This is a genomic window from Nocardia sp. NPDC055321 (genome assembly GCF_053645575.1).
In genome coordinates this window covers 486,676-501,618 of the sequence record NZ_JBSHMS010000003.1, presented here as the reverse complement: position 1 = coordinate 501,618, position 14,943 = coordinate 486,676, and the positions used below count along the sequence as shown (strand labels likewise).

Genomic DNA, 14,943 nt, shown 5'->3' with positions numbered 1-14,943 from the left:
TAGCGCACCACACTGGCAGTGTGGGGGTCAGGGGTTCGAGTCCCCTTAGCTCCACGTATAAAGGTCAGGCCCGGCGGATTCGCCGGGCCTGACCTTTTTCGTATATACGCCTCGCTAAATCCTCCGACGGCCGATGGGCCGCAACCGACCCCGCGGCGGCCGCCGCAATTCGGATCAGCTCCGCCGTAACCCTTCGGGACCCACGCCCCGCGTGGAACCCTGTAGGGCTGCGGCCGGAACGAGTTTCGCCGGCCGGTCACGAAGGAGTTTGGCGTATGGGTGATCCGCACTTCCATTGGTATCTACCGACTTCGGGGGACGGGCGGGAAGTGATCGGGGCTTTGCAGTCGGCGGGGGTGATCGGGACCGCGTCGGCGCACCGGGCGCCGAGTCTGGACTATCTGGCGCTGGTGGCCAAGACCGCGGAGCAGTTGGGGTTCGAGGCTGTGCTGACGCCTACGGGCACGTGGTGCGCGGACGCGTGGATCGCCACGGCCGCCTTGATTCCGGAGACTTCGCGGCTCAAATTCCTGGTCGCGTTCCGGCCGGGGTTGATCACGCCTACGCTCGCCGCGCAGCAGGCCGCGACCTTCGCACAGCTGTCGGGCGGGCGGATCGCGCTGAACGTGGTGACCGGCGGTGACGCGGAGGAGCAGGCCCGGTTCGGGGACTACCTGTCCAAGGAAGAGCGGTACGCCCGCACGGACGAGTTCCTGCAGGTCATCCGTAAGGCGTGGACCGGGCAGCCGAGCGACTTCAAGGGCGAGTACTACGACGTGACCGGCGCCATGGTGCTGCCCGCGCCGTCACCGGTGCCGGAGGTCTTCTTCGGCGGGGCGAGCGACGCGGCGCGCGAGGTCGCCGCCAAGAACGTCGACACCTATCTGACGTGGACCGAACCGCCCGCCGCCGTCGGCGCGTTGATCGAGGACGTGCGCGCCCGGGCCGAGAAGCACGGCCGGACACTGACTTTCGGCATCCGGGCACACGTCATCACCCGCGACACCCGCGAGCAGGCCTGGGCCGAGGCCCGAAACCTGCTGTCCCGCATGGACCCGGTCATCATCGACCTCGCGCGGGCGCGCCTGCAGCAGGGCGAGTCGGAAGGGCAGCGCCGCCAGCTCGAACTGAACGCCGACCGCGACAGCCTCGAGGTGTACCCCGGACTGTGGGCCGGCTACGGCCTGGTGCGCCCGGGCGCGGGCACGGCCCTGGTCGGCAGCCACTCCGAGGTCGCCGACCTCATCGAGCAGTACCGTGCCGTCGGCGTCGACCACTTCATCCTCTCGGGTCAGCCGCACATCGAGGAGGCGTACTGGTTCGGTGAGGGTGTACTGCCGCTGGTCAAGAAGTAACCGGTCCAGCGGCTTTCGCCGACAGCGCGTCGGGGCTGCATCGGACCACCGCCCGGAAGTCCTTCCGACGGTCGAAAGAAGCACCGGCGGAAGGACTTCCGCGGCGATCAGCCGCCGTTGAACGCGGGCACGTACGCCCGGCACGGCTGACCGCGCAGCCCGGCGCAGTCGGCGGGCAGCGGCGCGCCCGCGACGGCCCCGGGGATCACCGGCAGCACCAGGGACGACCCGCCCGCCCCCAGCAGAATCGTGTCCACGACGAGCCCATCCGTCGCGGGGGTGTCGAACCGCCACGACGTACGGTCCCCGCCGGGTGCGGTGAGAGTGACGCGAATTCGAGAACCCGCGCGGAACGCGTGCGCCAACGGATCGATCGAGATCCGCGCCTCGCTGAAGCCCGACGGCAGGTCGGTGGGATCACGGAACGACCGAACCGGTTGCAGCTCGGTCGCATTCGCGTCGACGGCCCGGAAGGACGATCGCAGGTAGCCGCTGGCCACGTACGTCTCCCGGCCGTCCGGCCGCACCTCGGTGACCGTCGCCTGCAGATCGGTCACCGGCGCGGTGCTCGACAACCGCAGATCCAGACTGGCGGGCCCGGCCGTCACCACGTCCCGGTCCAGCACCGGCGAGGTGAATCCGACCCCGGCCTCCCCCGGTAGCGGTGCCCAGTTGTACGGCGGAATCGGCTGCCAGGGAATGTCGGACGGCCCGACCACATCGAGTGTTCCGGCCGGCCGGGCAGCCGGGTCGGGCCGGAAGTCGAGGCTCCCCGCGGCCCCGGGGGCGGTCGACAGCACGCCGCCGTCCCCCAGATGCCATGTGGCTGGCGATATCTGCGCCGACGGCCACCCATCCAGCCCCAGCGACCACGGCGCGGCGAGACCACCCACCCCCGCCGCACCCGCGCCGTTGTCGTAGAAGACCTCGACCCGCGGCGAGTTCGCGAACGCCGCCCTGGCCGCCGCCACCGACGGCGCACCCGAGAGCCGCGCGCTGTCGACCCGGATCGCCGGCGACCGGGTGATGGCCGCGTACATCACGGTGCTGAGCGTTTCCAGCGCCGGTGACGGCGGCGGAACCCGATCCGCCACGAAGATGTTCAGGAACTCCCACCATTGACTCAGGATCTGCGGCCCGAGCGAGTCGAAGTGCGCGCCGTTGATGATCCGAACCCACACATCGGGATTCGCGTCGAACCTGTCGATGATCCGGGTCCATTGCGGCCCGACCTGCTCGTCCTGCAACGCACCTGTCAGCAGGACCGGCACCCGCACCTTCGGAGCCCACGTCGACGGTGACCGGTGGTCGAACACGTCCGGATTCCGTTCGGGGTTGTCGGCGACCAGCTGCCGCAGACTCGGAGTCTGCAGTCGCAGCGACTGATTCGCCGCGCACGCGGTGTCGCCCCGCTGAATCAGCTGCCGCACATAGGGTTGCCCGCCGTCCGGCCCGGGCACGGCATCGGATTGCCGTTCGGTGAGCCAGGTGTCGGCGAAACCGGTATTGAAGATCCCGCCGGGAAATCCGGTGGAGTGCAGATCATCGGTGAGACTCATCGGCGCGATGGCTGCCAGGCTCGGCGGCTCGGTCCCGGCGACGGCGATCTGCGAGATCCCCGAGTACGAGATGCCGACCAGGCCGACCTTGTGCCCGGCGACCCAGGGCTGGGCGGCAACGGTTTCCACCGTGTCGTACCCGTCGTAGACGGTCGGATAGTCGAACAGATCGTAGGCGCCACCGGAGCAGCCACTTCCGCGCATCTGCACGCTGACCGACGCGAAGCCGATATCGGGTGCGAGTTCGGCGCCCAGCACCAATCCGTTCGCCGGCGCCAGCGGATCGCGGGCCTTGAGCAGTCCGGTGGCCGCGCCGAGCACCAGCGGGTTCGGTGCGGCGGTCTGGTACCCGGAGTATTCGATCACCGTGGGAAAAGGCCCGTCCGCCAGCGTCTTCCCGAACGGCAGCCGCACGAACGCCGCCAGCGTGATGCCGTCCCGCATGCGCACGTAGTTCATGCCGGGCAGCAGCCGCTGCTCGTCGTAGTGCGACTGCGGCGGGGCGGTACCGTCCAGCACCCGAAATTCGTTGCCGCTGTGCCCATCGACCCGGAATCGGTAGTCCGCTCCCGGCCGCAGATCGCGCACCAGATACGAGCCGAGCCGATCGACGCTGCCGCGCCCCACGATTCGCGCGTCGCCGTCGAGCAGTTCCACCCGTGCCCCGGGCGTCGCTCCTTCGAGGTACCCCGCGGTCACCGACCCGCGACCGGTTCCGATGTCGGGTGCCGCCTGTGCCGCGGGCGCGGCGCCCAGCGCGGCGAGGACGAGCGCGAGCAATGGTGCGATCAGGCGTCGGTGTGGGGACACCGTGCACACGATATTAGTCAACTGACCAGGAAGCGCGGGTTCTCGTCATCGCGGTTCTTATCCGCTGGGCCCGACCGAGTTTCGCTCGACGCGACAAGAGATGCGATCACGCTGAGTCAATGTCGCTGTCCTCGGGAGGGGTCGGCATAGAGTTCGGCGCCGGCCGGCGCCACACGGGTGACCGGCGTTCGCAGGTGGGAGTGGACGATGACCGAGCAGCCGGCCGCCGACCCGGATATTCTCCTGTCGCACAGCATGTTCGGCTCGTCCGGTCGCGGCGTTCCGGGGCATGGTGCTGCCGAATGTGTTCCGGGAGGCCATCATGTCGCTCGATAGCCAGCCCGGCCGGGCGGAGTCCCTGACCCGCCGCAGGCTGACGGCCTACGGCGTCGGCTCGGTCGGCACCGCGGTGTTCGCGACCGTCCCCGGCCTGCTGCTGCTCTACTACCTGACCGACGTGCTGGGTGTCGCCGCGGGCGTGGCCGGGCTCGTGGTCGCGCTGCCCAAACTCTGGGATGTCGTCCTCAATCCCATCGTGGGCGCGGCCAGCGATCGCGAAGCCGTGCGCACCGGCCGCCGGACGGTGCTGCTGCTGTGGGGCGCGGTATCGCTGCCCGTGCTGTTCGCGGCAATGTTCCTCTCGCCGTTCACGGGGGCCGCCGGTGCGGCGTGGGTGGCGGTCGTGTTCGTGCTCGCCTCCAGTTCCTATGCGCTGTTCCAGGTTCCGTACGTGGGGTTGCCCGCGGAGATGGCGTCGGACACGGCGGGCCGGACGAGCGTGACCGCGCGCCGTGTCATCTATCTGACGATCGGCATTCTGCTGGGCGGTGGGATCGCACCGGTGCTCGCGGCCACCGCTGGCGGCGGCCGCGCCGGGTACCTGCTGATGGGCGTCGTGGTCGGGGCGCTGATGCTGGGTGCGCTGCTCACCGCCGCGCTGGGCACGCGCTGGGTGCGATCGAGTCCGGGGCACTCGCTCGGGCTGATCGCGGCGGTGCGCGCGGCCCGGGGCAACCGGGCCTTCTTCGCGCTGCTGACCGTGTACATCATCCAGGCCGTCGCGGTCGCGGTCATGCTGGCCGCGGCGCCCTATATCGCCACGTACTGGCTGGGCGGTCACGGCATGACCTCGGTCCTGTTCGTCTGCCTGGTCGCGCCGAGCGCGCTGGCCATCCCGGTCTGGGAGCGGCTCGCGCGCCGGTACGGCAGGCTTCGCTGTTATCTCGTCGCGACGGTGGGCTACGCGGCGGGCGCGGCGCTGCTGCTGCCGGGTGTGGCCCTCGGCGGCTCGATTCCGGCGCTGATCCTGATCGCGCTGCTCGGAATCTGCTATGCGGCACTGCAATTGCTGTCGCTGGCCCTGCTGCCCGATACCGTGCTCGCGGACGCCGACCGCACCGGTCAGACGCAGGCGGGGACGTTCACCGGCCTGTGGACGGCGGGGGAGACCGCAGGTATGGCCGTCGGCCCGGCGCTCTTCTCGGTGGCGCTCGCCGTCTCCGGGTACGCCGCGACCACCTGGGATGCCCCGGTGGCGCAGTCCGACGGCGCGAAACTGGGCATGCTCCTGGGTTTCACCGTGGCCCCCGCTCTCCTCATGCTGGTCTCGATCCCCGCCCTGCGCGCCTTCGGCCGCGCGCGTACGCCCGCCCCGAGATCACGCAACCCGTAGGTTCGGCATCGATCACGCGGGGGTCGCGACCTCTCTCCGCGCCGGAAATCCGTGCGCCCGAGCCACTCCGACCGCAACCGCGACGGGCACCAGCAGTACCAGCACGCTCCACGGCAGCGCCCCCGCGGAGAACCAGCCGAGCAACACCCCGCCCGCCCCGCCGCCCAACGCCATGGCCACGTTCCACAGCGTGACGAGCATCGCCTGTGCGGATTCGGCCGCCTCCCCACCGGCGTCGGCGGCGGCGGTCTGCAGCAGGGTCGGCAGCCCGCCCCAGCCGAGTCCCCACAGCACGGCGGCCAGATAGACCAGCGCGGGGTTGCTCGCAAGTGCCGCAAGGATTCCCGCCGCGACCGCGACGAGCAGCACGCTCGCGATGGTCAGCGCCCGCAGCCGCCGGTCGATGTGCGCGCCCACGAACCACAGGCTCGCCAGGGACGCGGCGCCGAACACCAGCAGCACCGCGCCGGTCGCGTCCGCCATACCCGCGTCCGCCAGCAGCGCCGCGATGTAGGTGTACAGAATCGTGTGCGCCAGAACGAATGTCAGCGTCACGAACAGCACCGGCCGCACCCCGGGAACGCTCAGCGCGCGGGTGATCGGCGTGCGCTCCCCGGCCGCCTGCCCCGGCTGATCGGGCACCCCGAACCGAATCCAGCCGAGCAGCACGACGGTGAGCGCCGTCATCGACAGGAAGGCCGCGCGCCAGCCCACCGCCTGCCCGATGAACGCGCCGGCGGGCACACCGAGCGACAGCGCGACCGGAATGCCCGCCATGGCGATCGCGACCGCCTTGCCCCGCAGGTGCTCGGGCGCGAGCCGCCGCGCGTACCCGGCCATCAGCGCCCAGGCCAGGCCGGCCGCCACCCCGGCCAGGAAGCGCGCGGTCATGGTCAGCCCGTAGTTCGAGGAGAGCGCGGTGACGGTGTTGGCGACCGCGAATCCGGTCATGGCGGTCAGCAGCAGTCGTTTGCGCGGCCAGCCCGCGGTGGCGACGGTGAGCGGGATGGCCGTCAGCGCGGTGCCGATCGCGTAGATGGTCACCGACTGCCCCGCGGCCGATTCGCCGACCCCCAGGTCGCCGCTGAGCGCGGGCAGCACCCCGGCGGGCAGCGTCTCGGTGAGACTGGTGACGAAGACGGCCGTCGCCAGGGCCAGCAGCGCGCCGGTGGGCAGCTTCGCCGTCGGTTCCGGCGCGGCAGATGTGATGGGCGGGAACGTGTTCGGTGTGTTCATGAACGGTATGCTCGAACCTTCACATTGATGTGAAGGTCAACGCGAGAACCTGTGAGGTACGGCATATGCGCATCGGAGAACTGGCCGAACGGACCGGAACCTCGCGCCGGCTGCTGCGCTACTACGAGGAGCAGGGCCTGCTGGCCGCCGAGCGCTGCGGAAACGGTTACCGCAGCTACGACGAGCGCTTCGTCGACCGCGTCGTCCAGATTCGCGGACTCCTCGACGCCGGTCTGCCCACCCGCATCATCAAACAGATCCTGCCCTGCCTCGACAAGCCTCGCACCATCGTTTTCGACGACGCCACCCCGGAAATGCTCGAGCTCCTGGAAACCGAACTCGCCCGCATGTCCCATCGGATCGACTGCCTCGCCCGCAATCGCAGCGCGATCGCGGAGTATCTCGAGGCCGTCCGGGCCAACGCCTGACCTCGCCGGACAGCCCTCCGGCGGACCTGGAGTGCCAACCGGGCGACCTGGAGTGCCAGTTGGTCTTGTCGTGTCGACGTTGTGTGTTCAACCGCGCGACACTTGCTGTGACCGGCGGAGATTCGCAAGCTCCTCGTGAAGCTGCACCGGTCTGCTCCGGGCGTCATGGGTGTACCGCCACTGCACGCCGGGCGGGAATTGTCGGCGGTCGTGGCGTTCGAGCTCGGTCACGGTCGCGGGTGTACCCGGTCGGGTGTCGGCGGGACATTGGATACGTGCATGGCGCCCGGAGTACGAAACGGCCCGGAGGTCCGCAGCTTCCGGGCCGTTGCCCATGTCCGGGGGTGAATCTCCCCAGGTCGAAAGGCGCGCGGGGATTCCGTCGCGGCGCGCACCCCGCACGAGCGCCTATCGTGGACGCGTGGGCATCATGGGTGAACTCTTTCCGGGCCAGAAGCTGAACGACGAGAGCGGCCAGGACGGCGACGGCCAGACGCACAAGCCGCGCGTCGAACTCGACCTCGACGCGGGCGTGATCCGGCTCGCCCCCGCGCCCCGGCCCGAGCAGGCCGAGCCGCCCGCCGCGGACTGAACTCGAACGGGCCGATACGCCCGTTCAGGCGCAGGGATCGCGCAGCGGGAAGCTCCGGATCGGCGGCACGCTCCGATCACCGAGCACCTCGGTGACCCGGGACCATTCGGCCGCGTGATTGTCCGCCAGCATCGCGGCGATCTCGGCGTTCGTGGTGGTCAGCTCACGAATCGTGTCGGGCGCGGCCCGGGGCGCGGGCTCCAGACAGACGATCTTGTCCGCGTAGACGCTGAGCGTGTCCAGCTCGCGCGGGTCCCCGACGCTGACCGCGACCGCGATCCGGATCGCGCCCTGCAGCCGCGCCATACGGCAGGCGTCGCGCAGTGCGGTGGCGTCGGTGACGAACTCCTCGGCGATCACGACCGTCCGATCGTCCAGACTGACCCGCGGCCGATGGCCCCGCAGGTCGAAAGCGTTGTGCCGCAATATGTTCTCCTGCTCCTTCTCGGTGTGCGCGCGTTCGGGATCTTCGATGGCCCCGTGCGCGAGGGCCGCGGTGTCGATCAGCAGGGAGCGATCCTCGCCGAGCAGTCCGTAGACGAGGTCGGGCCGGCGCGGCACCGTCAGCGGCCGGATGAGGATGACGTCGAGCAGCACGCGCAGCCTGGCGGCCAGCGCGTAGGCGACCGGCACGCCCGCGCCGGGTGGGCTGAGCACCACCACGTCGCGGCCGCGAAAGGCCGACAGCAGTCCGGCCAACTGCCGTCCCGCGTCATTGCGGTCCAAGTAAGGCGGCATACAGTCCCCGACTGTGCGTGTCAGCCCGGTGTCGACAGCACGCGCACGGCGGGCATCCCGCCGCCGGGCGCGGGCATCGGCCACTCACCGGTAATTCGAAGTAGTGCCGCAGGGGTGCTGCGGAGGTGATGCGCGGCCGGGGTGTGCGGCCGGGTTCGGCGGCCCAGCGGGATGCGGGCGAGACGGATGATCTGCTCAGCAACCATCGTCATCGCATGCCCTCTCCATTGAGCTGCCGCGGTTCATGAGCGTTGATCACAACGTCTCAGTCAGGCAGATCACCAGTGTACGCCAGGGCGACCTGCGGCTTCGCGGATCGGTCGCGCGCGGATTCCATTGTGCTGCCGCGCATTGCGGGCAATCTCCGGACCGATCGCCCGATTCATCGGACAAAACGGTCATTCGCTGTGGGCGGTGCTAGAAGAATGGCCGAATCGCGAAGGCGTGCGCGGCTTTTCGCCGCGCACATCCTTCGCAATGCGTACTAGCTGCTGACGAGACTCTGATCCCGCGCCGGGTGCAGTCGCTCACCTGGCGGCACACCGGCGTCGCGCCGCCGATTGCGCAGGTACGACCACTGCAGGAACCCGACCCCGGTCACGCCGATGCCGGCCGTGGCCAGGCTGATCTCCCAGCCCGGCGGCATCCAGCTCACCTCCAGATCGGCCTCGGAGGTGCCGGCCGGAATGTCGACGGCCAGAAAGGTTCCGGCGATCTCGGTGTGCTCGAGTTCGCGGCCGTTCAGCGTGATCCGGTAACCGGGCCACGCCAGCCGGTTGAACACGATGCGGCCGCCGTCGGCGGAAGTCACCCGGGCCCGGGCGCTCACCCCGTCGACCATCGTCGACACCGCGCTCACGCCCCTGGTGTCCGCGATGGCCCCGTTCACGATGGAGGCCAGCCCGCCCTCACGCTCGAGCACCCGGATGTACTCCTCGTGCCCGGGCTGCTCGACCCATTTCCAGCCCTCCGGCGCCGGATTGGCGTCGATGCCCGGGTACTGCGCGACGTGCAGCACCACCCGGTCCACCTTCATCAGGTCGGCGATCGTGCGCCCGGTGGAGGGTTCGGCGGTGAAGACGCGGCGGTACGCGTCCGGGCAGGTGCTGCCGTCCCAGGCGATGCACAGCAGCCCGCTGAAGGCCGCGTGCCCGACCGGGGTGTACCCGTTGACGTACTGCTGCCCGAGGTTCTTGGCGTAGCTGCCGATGGCCAGCGATCCCCAGGCCCGTTCGACGCTCTTGTCCTCCGGACGCAGGATCGCGCGATCGGCCAATTGCAGTGTGAGACCGGGGAAGCGCGGGAAGGCGTCGGTCATGGTCGAGCGGCGTTCGGGGAAGTTGTACGACATGGGCGTCGACGGCGCGGCCTTCACCTGGGCGAAGGCGATCGGGAACATGGCCACGATGATCAGCGCGCTGGCCAGTGCCGCACCGCGATTGCGCGCCAGCCACAGCACCCCCGCACCGACGCCGACCACGGTCGCCACCGCGAGCAGATGGCGCAGGATCAATTCCGGTGCGGCCGAGAACGAGCGCACGAACAGGATGCCGGTGAGCGCCAGCCCGGCGATCGCCCGCCGTCGCGAGGACGCGAATGTGCCGTGCCTGCTGAGCAGTACGCACACCAGCACCAGGAGTCCGATGGCCACCATGGGCAGCACGCGCGCGGGCCAGCGCAGCGGTCCCACCGCGCCCGGTCCGGCGGTCCACATGAGCATGCCGCCCGCGAACAGCGCCATTCCGCTGAACTCGCGCACCGAATGCCGCGCGGCCTTCCAGTCGATGAAGGCGAGCGCCGGAATCAGGAACCACGCGACGTAGACCATGGGCAGTGGCTGCACGTACCCCCACCAGGCGTGGAAGGCAGGCGTCGTGCTGGGCAGGCTGGCGTTGAGCGATTCGGACCACGGGACCGTCAGGAACGGCTCGTTGCGGATGCGCGCGTCCCCGCGCCAGGTGACCTGGGAGGACAGCAGCAGTGGAAGATTGGCCACCAGCGCCGCGAGCGCCGCGCAGCCCGAGGCCAGCACCAGGCGCCGCACCACGGCCCAATGCTGTTGGTAGATGTACTCACCGGCGATCACCGCGAGCATCATCAGACCCGCCTCCACGGCGGGGAAGACGTATTGGATGGTCAGCGCGAGCCACAGGAACACGAACACCGGAATCGGCCCGCTGCGCCCGCGCGCGTACAGCACCGCCGAGGCCCAGGCGTGCAGCAGCCACGCGGTGCCGGTCTGCGAGGTGAACCAGCTGGCCTGGTCGAAGAACAGGAACCAGCCGCTGAGCGGGAAGGCCACGCCCGCGACCGCGCCCCAGGCGGGTTTGGCGCCGTAGGCCAGGCAGATGCGGTAGACGCCGAGCGCCGCGATGATCGCGAACACCAGTTTCACGACCGTCGCGTACACGGCCAGGTTGTCCACGGACGGCGCGAGCAGATACACGAGCAGTTGCGGCGGGTTGTAGATCGCCGCCTCTTCCAGCGAGTAGTTGCCCGCCATCCATTCCCAGGGCACCAGCGCCGGGAAACGGCCCTCGCGCAATTCGTTGCCGAGCAGCTGCCACATCGGCACGTACTGGGCTTCGGTGTCGTCGGTGTAGAAGTGACGTGGATCGGCCAGCAGGACAGCCAGATAACCGGCGATCACTCCGAGCGCGGTAACCGTCCCCCAGACGCGTACATCTCTTCGCGGTTCGGTTTCCGCGCTAGTCCTCACGAGGATCGGAGGCTAGGGCAAGCGGGTGAACGGAACAAGGCTTTGCCATGACCGGATCCGTTTCGCCCCGTTTCCACCGGGCTCCGCCGGACGTCGCACGGTCCGGAGGCGTGATCGGATTCCGGCCGGGCCCGCAGGGGTGGAACCGGCCGGAATCCGAGTGCCGCGGGCGCCACCGGGCGAGCCGGTGGCGATGGGGGCGACGCCGATCAGGGCCTCAGGAAACTGGCCACGATGCCCCAGAAACGACCGCGGTCCACCGAGTGGAAATCCCATGTCTCGGCGATGGTGTGCGTCGCGCTGACAATGCCGTGCACGTCGAAATCGTCACGGGAGGCGGTGCCTTTGACCTCCAGGGCGGCGATCACGTAGGCAGTGGCGGTTTCCACGGTGTGGGACACGCATGGACTCCAATCTGTCGTCGGAATGGGCGGCGTGCGAATCAGGAAGCGGTATCGGTGAAAACGTCCTCGTAGCGGAACTCGGTGGAGATGGGTGTTCCCGCGGCGTGCGCCCGCTCCTCACGGAGACGCAGGTCGACGCGGCGGATCTTGCCGGAAATGGTCTTCGGTAGCTCGGTGAACTCCAGTCGGCGTACGCGCAGGTACGGCGCCAGGTGATCGCGGGCGTATTCGAGGATGGCTCGGGCGGTTTCGCGATCGGGTTCCCAGCCGGCGGCGAGCGAAACATATGCCTTCGGAATCGCCAGACGCGTGTCGTCCGGTTGCGGTACGACGGCCGCTTCGACCACGGCCGGGTGTTCGATGAGCACACTTTCGAGCTCGAAGGGCGACACCTTGTAGTCCGACGACTTGAAGACGTCGTCGGTGCGGCCGATATAGGTGATGTATCCGTGTTCGTCGCGGGCGGCCACATCACCGGAGTGGTAGAAGCCCCCCGCCGTGACAACGGCATTGCGTTCCGGATCGCCCAGATATCCGGTCATCAGGTTGACCGGATCATAGCCCAGGTCGAGACAGATTTCGCCCTCGTCGGCGACATCTCCGGAGATCGGATCGACAAGTACCACCGGCACTCCCGGCGCCGGGCGGCCCATCGACCCGGGCTTGACCGATTGGCCTGGAGTATTGCCGATCTGCAGCGTCGTCTCGGTCTGCCCGAACCCGTCCCGGATGGTCAGCCCCCACGCCTTCTCGACCTGTGCGATCACGTCCGGGTTGAGAGGCTCACCCGCGCCGAGGATTTCGCGCAGCCCCGCCGGATGCTCGCCGAGATCGGCCTGAATCAGCATGCGCCACACCGTCGGTGGCGCGCAGAACGTGTTCACCTCCGCGCGGCGCAGCTGCCCGAGCAGGGCGGCCGCGTCGAAGCGGGCGTAGTTGTAGACGAAGATGGTGGCCTCGGCCAGCCACGGGGTGAAGAAGCAGCTCCAGGCGTGCTTGGCCCAGCCGGGCGCGCTGATGGCCAGGTGCACGTCGCCGGGCCGCACGCCGATCCAATACATGGTGGACAGGTGGCCGACCGGATAGCTGATCTGCGAGTGCTGCACCATCTTCGGCCGACTGGTGGTGCCGGAGGTGAAGTACACCAGCAGCGGATCCTCGACCGTGGTGCCGGGGGTGAACGGGCCCGCAGAGACGACGTCGTCGGCCGCGCGGTACGCGTGCCAGCCGATCACGGGTTCGCCCACCACGATTCGGGTGTACTCGCCCGGAACGTGTTCGAACTTGGCGGTGTCGGCGGTGTTCACGATGACGAAACCCGCACCGCCGCGCGTGATTCGGTCGTGCAGGTCGTCCGGGCCGAGGGCGGCGGTGGTCGGCATGATGACCGCGCCGAGCTTGGCCACCGCGAGCATGGCCTCCCACAGTTCGGCCTGGTTGCCGAGCATGAGCATCACCCGGTCGCCCTTGCGCACGCCCAGCCCGGACAGCCAGGTCGCGACCAGGTCCGAACGGGTGGCCATGGCGTCGAAGGTGACGCGCCGCTCGCTGCCGTCCTCCTCGGTGATCCACAGTGCGAGGTTGTCGTTGCCGCGCGCGAAGCCGTCGAACCAGTCGGTGGCCCAGTTGAATTCGCCGGTGAGCCGGGGCCACTCGAAACCGGCGACGGCCGCGTCGTAGTCGGTCGCGGTGGCCAGCAGATGGTCGCGGGCGGCGCGGTAGGCGGCGATGTTGGCGGTGGCGGTCATGACTGCTCCTCGGTGGTGTCGAGCAGGCGCGCGGCGATCTCGCGCATCTCGATCTTGCGGATCTTGCCGGTGACGGTCATGGGGAACTCGTCGACCACGTGGACGTAGCGCGGGATCTTGAAGTGCGCGAGCCGCCCCAGGCAGAACTCGCGCAGCGCCGCGGCGGTGAGCGCGGGCGCGCCCTCGCGCATGCGCACCCAGGCCATCAGCTCCTCGCCGTACTTGGCGTCCGGGACGCCGATCACCTGGGCGTCGAGCACGTCCGGGTGGGTGTACAGGAACTCCTCGATCTCGCGCGGGTAGATGTTCTCACCGCCGCGGATCACCATGTCCTTGATGCGCCCGGTGATGGCGATGTAGCCGTCGTCGTCCATGGTGGCCAGATCGCCGGTGTGCATCCAGCGCGCGGCGTCGATGGCCTCGGCGGTCTTGTCCGGGTCGTTCCAGTAGCCGAGCATCACCGAGTAGCCGCGCGTGCACAGCTCGCCGGGCTCGCCCCGGGGCACGGTCAGCCCGGTGAGTGGGTCCACGATCTTGATCTCGATGTGCGGCCCGGCCCGGCCGACGGTGGCGGTGCGCTGGACGAGGCTGTCGTCCGCGCGGGTCTGGGTGGAGACCGGGGACGTCTCGGTCATGCCGTAGCAGATGCTCACCTCGCGCATGCCCATGCGCTCGATCACCTGCTTCATCACCTGTTCCGGGCAGGGCGATCCGGCCATGATGCCGGTGCGCAGGCTCGACAGGTCGAAGCGGTCGAACTCCGGGTCGGCGAGTTCGGCGATGAACATGGTCGGCACCCCGTAGAGCGAGGTGCAGCGTTCGGCGGCAACGGCTTCCAACGTCGCGCGCGGGTCGAAGGACGGCGCCGGAATGACGATCGCCGCGCCGTGGCTGGTGGCCGCCAGATTTCCCATGACCATGCCGAAGCAGTGGTAGAACGGGACCGGTACGCACACGCGGTCGTGCTCGGTGTAGCCGCACAGCTCGCCGACGAAGTAGCCGTTGTTCAGGATGTTGTGATGGCTGAGCGTGGCGCCCTTGGGGAAACCCGTTGTGCCCGAGGTGTACTGGATGTTGATCGGGTCGTCGGCGGAGAGTCCGGCCTGCGCGGTCGCCAGTGGTTCCGGATCGGCGGCCCGCCCGGTCTCGAGCAGGGCGCGCCACTCGTCGCTCTCGAGCAGCACCACCTGCTCGAGTTCCGGGCATTCGGGGCGCACCTGCTCGATCATGGCCGCGTAGTCCGAGGTCTTGAACGCCGGCGCGGCCACCAGGGTGCGAATTCCGGCCTGCCGCAGCACGTAGCGCAATTCGTGCGAACGATAGGCGGGATTGATGTTGACCAGCACCGCGCCGATCTTGGCCGTGGCGTACTGCACCAGCGTCCACTGCGGGCAGTTCGGCGCCCAGATGCCGACCCGGTCGCCCCTGCCGACCCCGGCCGCCAGCAGCCCGAGCGCCAGCGCGTCCACCTCCGCCACGAACTCCCGATAGGTCCAGCGCAGGCCGGTGGGGTGGTCGATCAGCGCGTCGCGATCGGGGAAGGCCGCGGCCGTACGGTCCAGATCGGCGCCGATGGTGTCGCCGAGCAACGGCGCGTCCCAGACCCCGAAGGAATAGCTCACCGGCCGGAGCCGGTCCATGCTGATGCTCACACCGATAGGATCCAGGTCACACCCGCCGCC

Annotated in this window: 12 protein-coding genes; 4 read left to right on the top strand and 8 right to left on the bottom strand. The window is 69.4% G+C overall.

Annotated features, from left to right (window positions below):
* The first annotated feature begins 275 nt into the window (after window positions 1–275).
* The gene (locus ACWIGI_RS07090) at window positions 276–1,355 is read left to right on the top strand and encodes an LLM class flavin-dependent oxidoreductase (RefSeq protein WP_454201435.1); all 1,080 of its coding nucleotides are present in this window, start codon (window positions 276–278) and stop codon (window positions 1,353–1,355) included.
* Between the two features lie 107 nt (window positions 1,356–1,462).
* On the opposite strand, the gene ACWIGI_RS07085 is transcribed toward ACWIGI_RS07090, so the two are convergent.
* Window positions 1,463–3,724: a CocE/NonD family hydrolase gene (locus ACWIGI_RS07085; RefSeq protein WP_454201434.1), complete on the bottom strand. Its 2,262-nt coding sequence runs from the start codon at window positions 3,722–3,724 to the stop codon at window positions 1,463–1,465.
* A 322-nt stretch (window positions 3,725–4,046) separates the two neighbouring features.
* Between ACWIGI_RS07085 and ACWIGI_RS07080 the strand changes: the two genes are divergently transcribed.
* Window positions 4,047–5,396: an MFS transporter gene (locus ACWIGI_RS07080; RefSeq protein ID WP_454201433.1), complete on the top strand. Its 1,350-nt coding sequence runs from the start codon at window positions 4,047–4,049 to the stop codon at window positions 5,394–5,396.
* Window positions 5,397–5,408: 12 nt separating this feature from the next.
* Here ACWIGI_RS07080 and ACWIGI_RS07075 read toward each other — a convergent pair whose 3' ends face one another.
* Entirely contained in the window at window positions 5,409–6,632 is a 1,224-nt protein-coding gene (locus tag ACWIGI_RS07075) for an MFS transporter (protein WP_454201432.1), read from the bottom strand.
* 65 nt (window positions 6,633–6,697) lie between these two features.
* Here ACWIGI_RS07075 and ACWIGI_RS07070 point away from each other — a divergent pair, with 65 nt between their 5' ends.
* Window positions 6,698–7,060, top strand: coding sequence for a MerR family transcriptional regulator (locus tag ACWIGI_RS07070; protein ID WP_454201431.1), 363 nt, complete (start codon window positions 6,698–6,700; stop codon window positions 7,058–7,060).
* Window positions 7,061–7,481: 421 nt separating this feature from the next.
* A complete protein-coding gene (locus ACWIGI_RS07065; protein WP_454201458.1) occupies window positions 7,482–7,652 on the top strand; it encodes a hypothetical protein in 171 nt (56 codons plus the stop codon).
* Window positions 7,653–7,676: 24 nt separating this feature from the next.
* On the opposite strand, the gene ACWIGI_RS07060 is transcribed toward ACWIGI_RS07065, so the two are convergent.
* The 6 genes from ACWIGI_RS07060 to ACWIGI_RS07035 all read right to left on the bottom strand — a co-directional run bounded on the left by ACWIGI_RS07060 (window position 7,677) and on the right by ACWIGI_RS07035 (window position 14,901).
* Window positions 7,677–8,378, bottom strand: a complete 702-nt coding sequence (locus tag ACWIGI_RS07060) for a phosphoribosyltransferase (protein WP_454201430.1) — start codon at window positions 8,376–8,378, stop codon at window positions 7,677–7,679.
* Window positions 8,379–8,410: 32 nt separating this feature from the next.
* On the bottom strand, window positions 8,411–8,602 hold the full coding sequence (locus ACWIGI_RS07055) for a hypothetical protein (protein ID WP_454201429.1): 192 nt from the start codon (window positions 8,600–8,602) through the stop codon (window positions 8,411–8,413).
* A 272-nt stretch (window positions 8,603–8,874) separates the two neighbouring features.
* Window positions 8,875–11,040: a hypothetical protein gene (locus ACWIGI_RS07050; protein WP_454201428.1), complete on the bottom strand. Its 2,166-nt coding sequence runs from the start codon at window positions 11,038–11,040 to the stop codon at window positions 8,875–8,877.
* 278 nt (window positions 11,041–11,318) lie between these two features.
* The gene (locus tag ACWIGI_RS07045; RefSeq protein WP_454201427.1) at window positions 11,319–11,510 is read right to left on the bottom strand and encodes a hypothetical protein; all 192 of its coding nucleotides are present in this window, start codon (window positions 11,508–11,510) and stop codon (window positions 11,319–11,321) included.
* 41 nt (window positions 11,511–11,551) lie between these two features.
* A complete protein-coding gene (locus tag ACWIGI_RS07040; protein ID WP_454201426.1) occupies window positions 11,552–13,261 on the bottom strand; it encodes an AMP-binding protein in 1,710 nt (569 codons plus the stop codon).
* Window positions 13,258–14,901 carry an AMP-binding protein gene (locus tag ACWIGI_RS07035; protein ID WP_454201457.1) on the bottom strand — a complete coding sequence of 548 codons (1,644 nt, stop codon included), beginning with the start codon at window positions 14,899–14,901 and terminating at the stop codon, window positions 13,258–13,260. Before ACWIGI_RS07035 ends, ACWIGI_RS07040 begins: the two co-directional genes overlap by 4 nt.
* Window positions 14,902–14,943 lie beyond the last annotated feature (42 nt).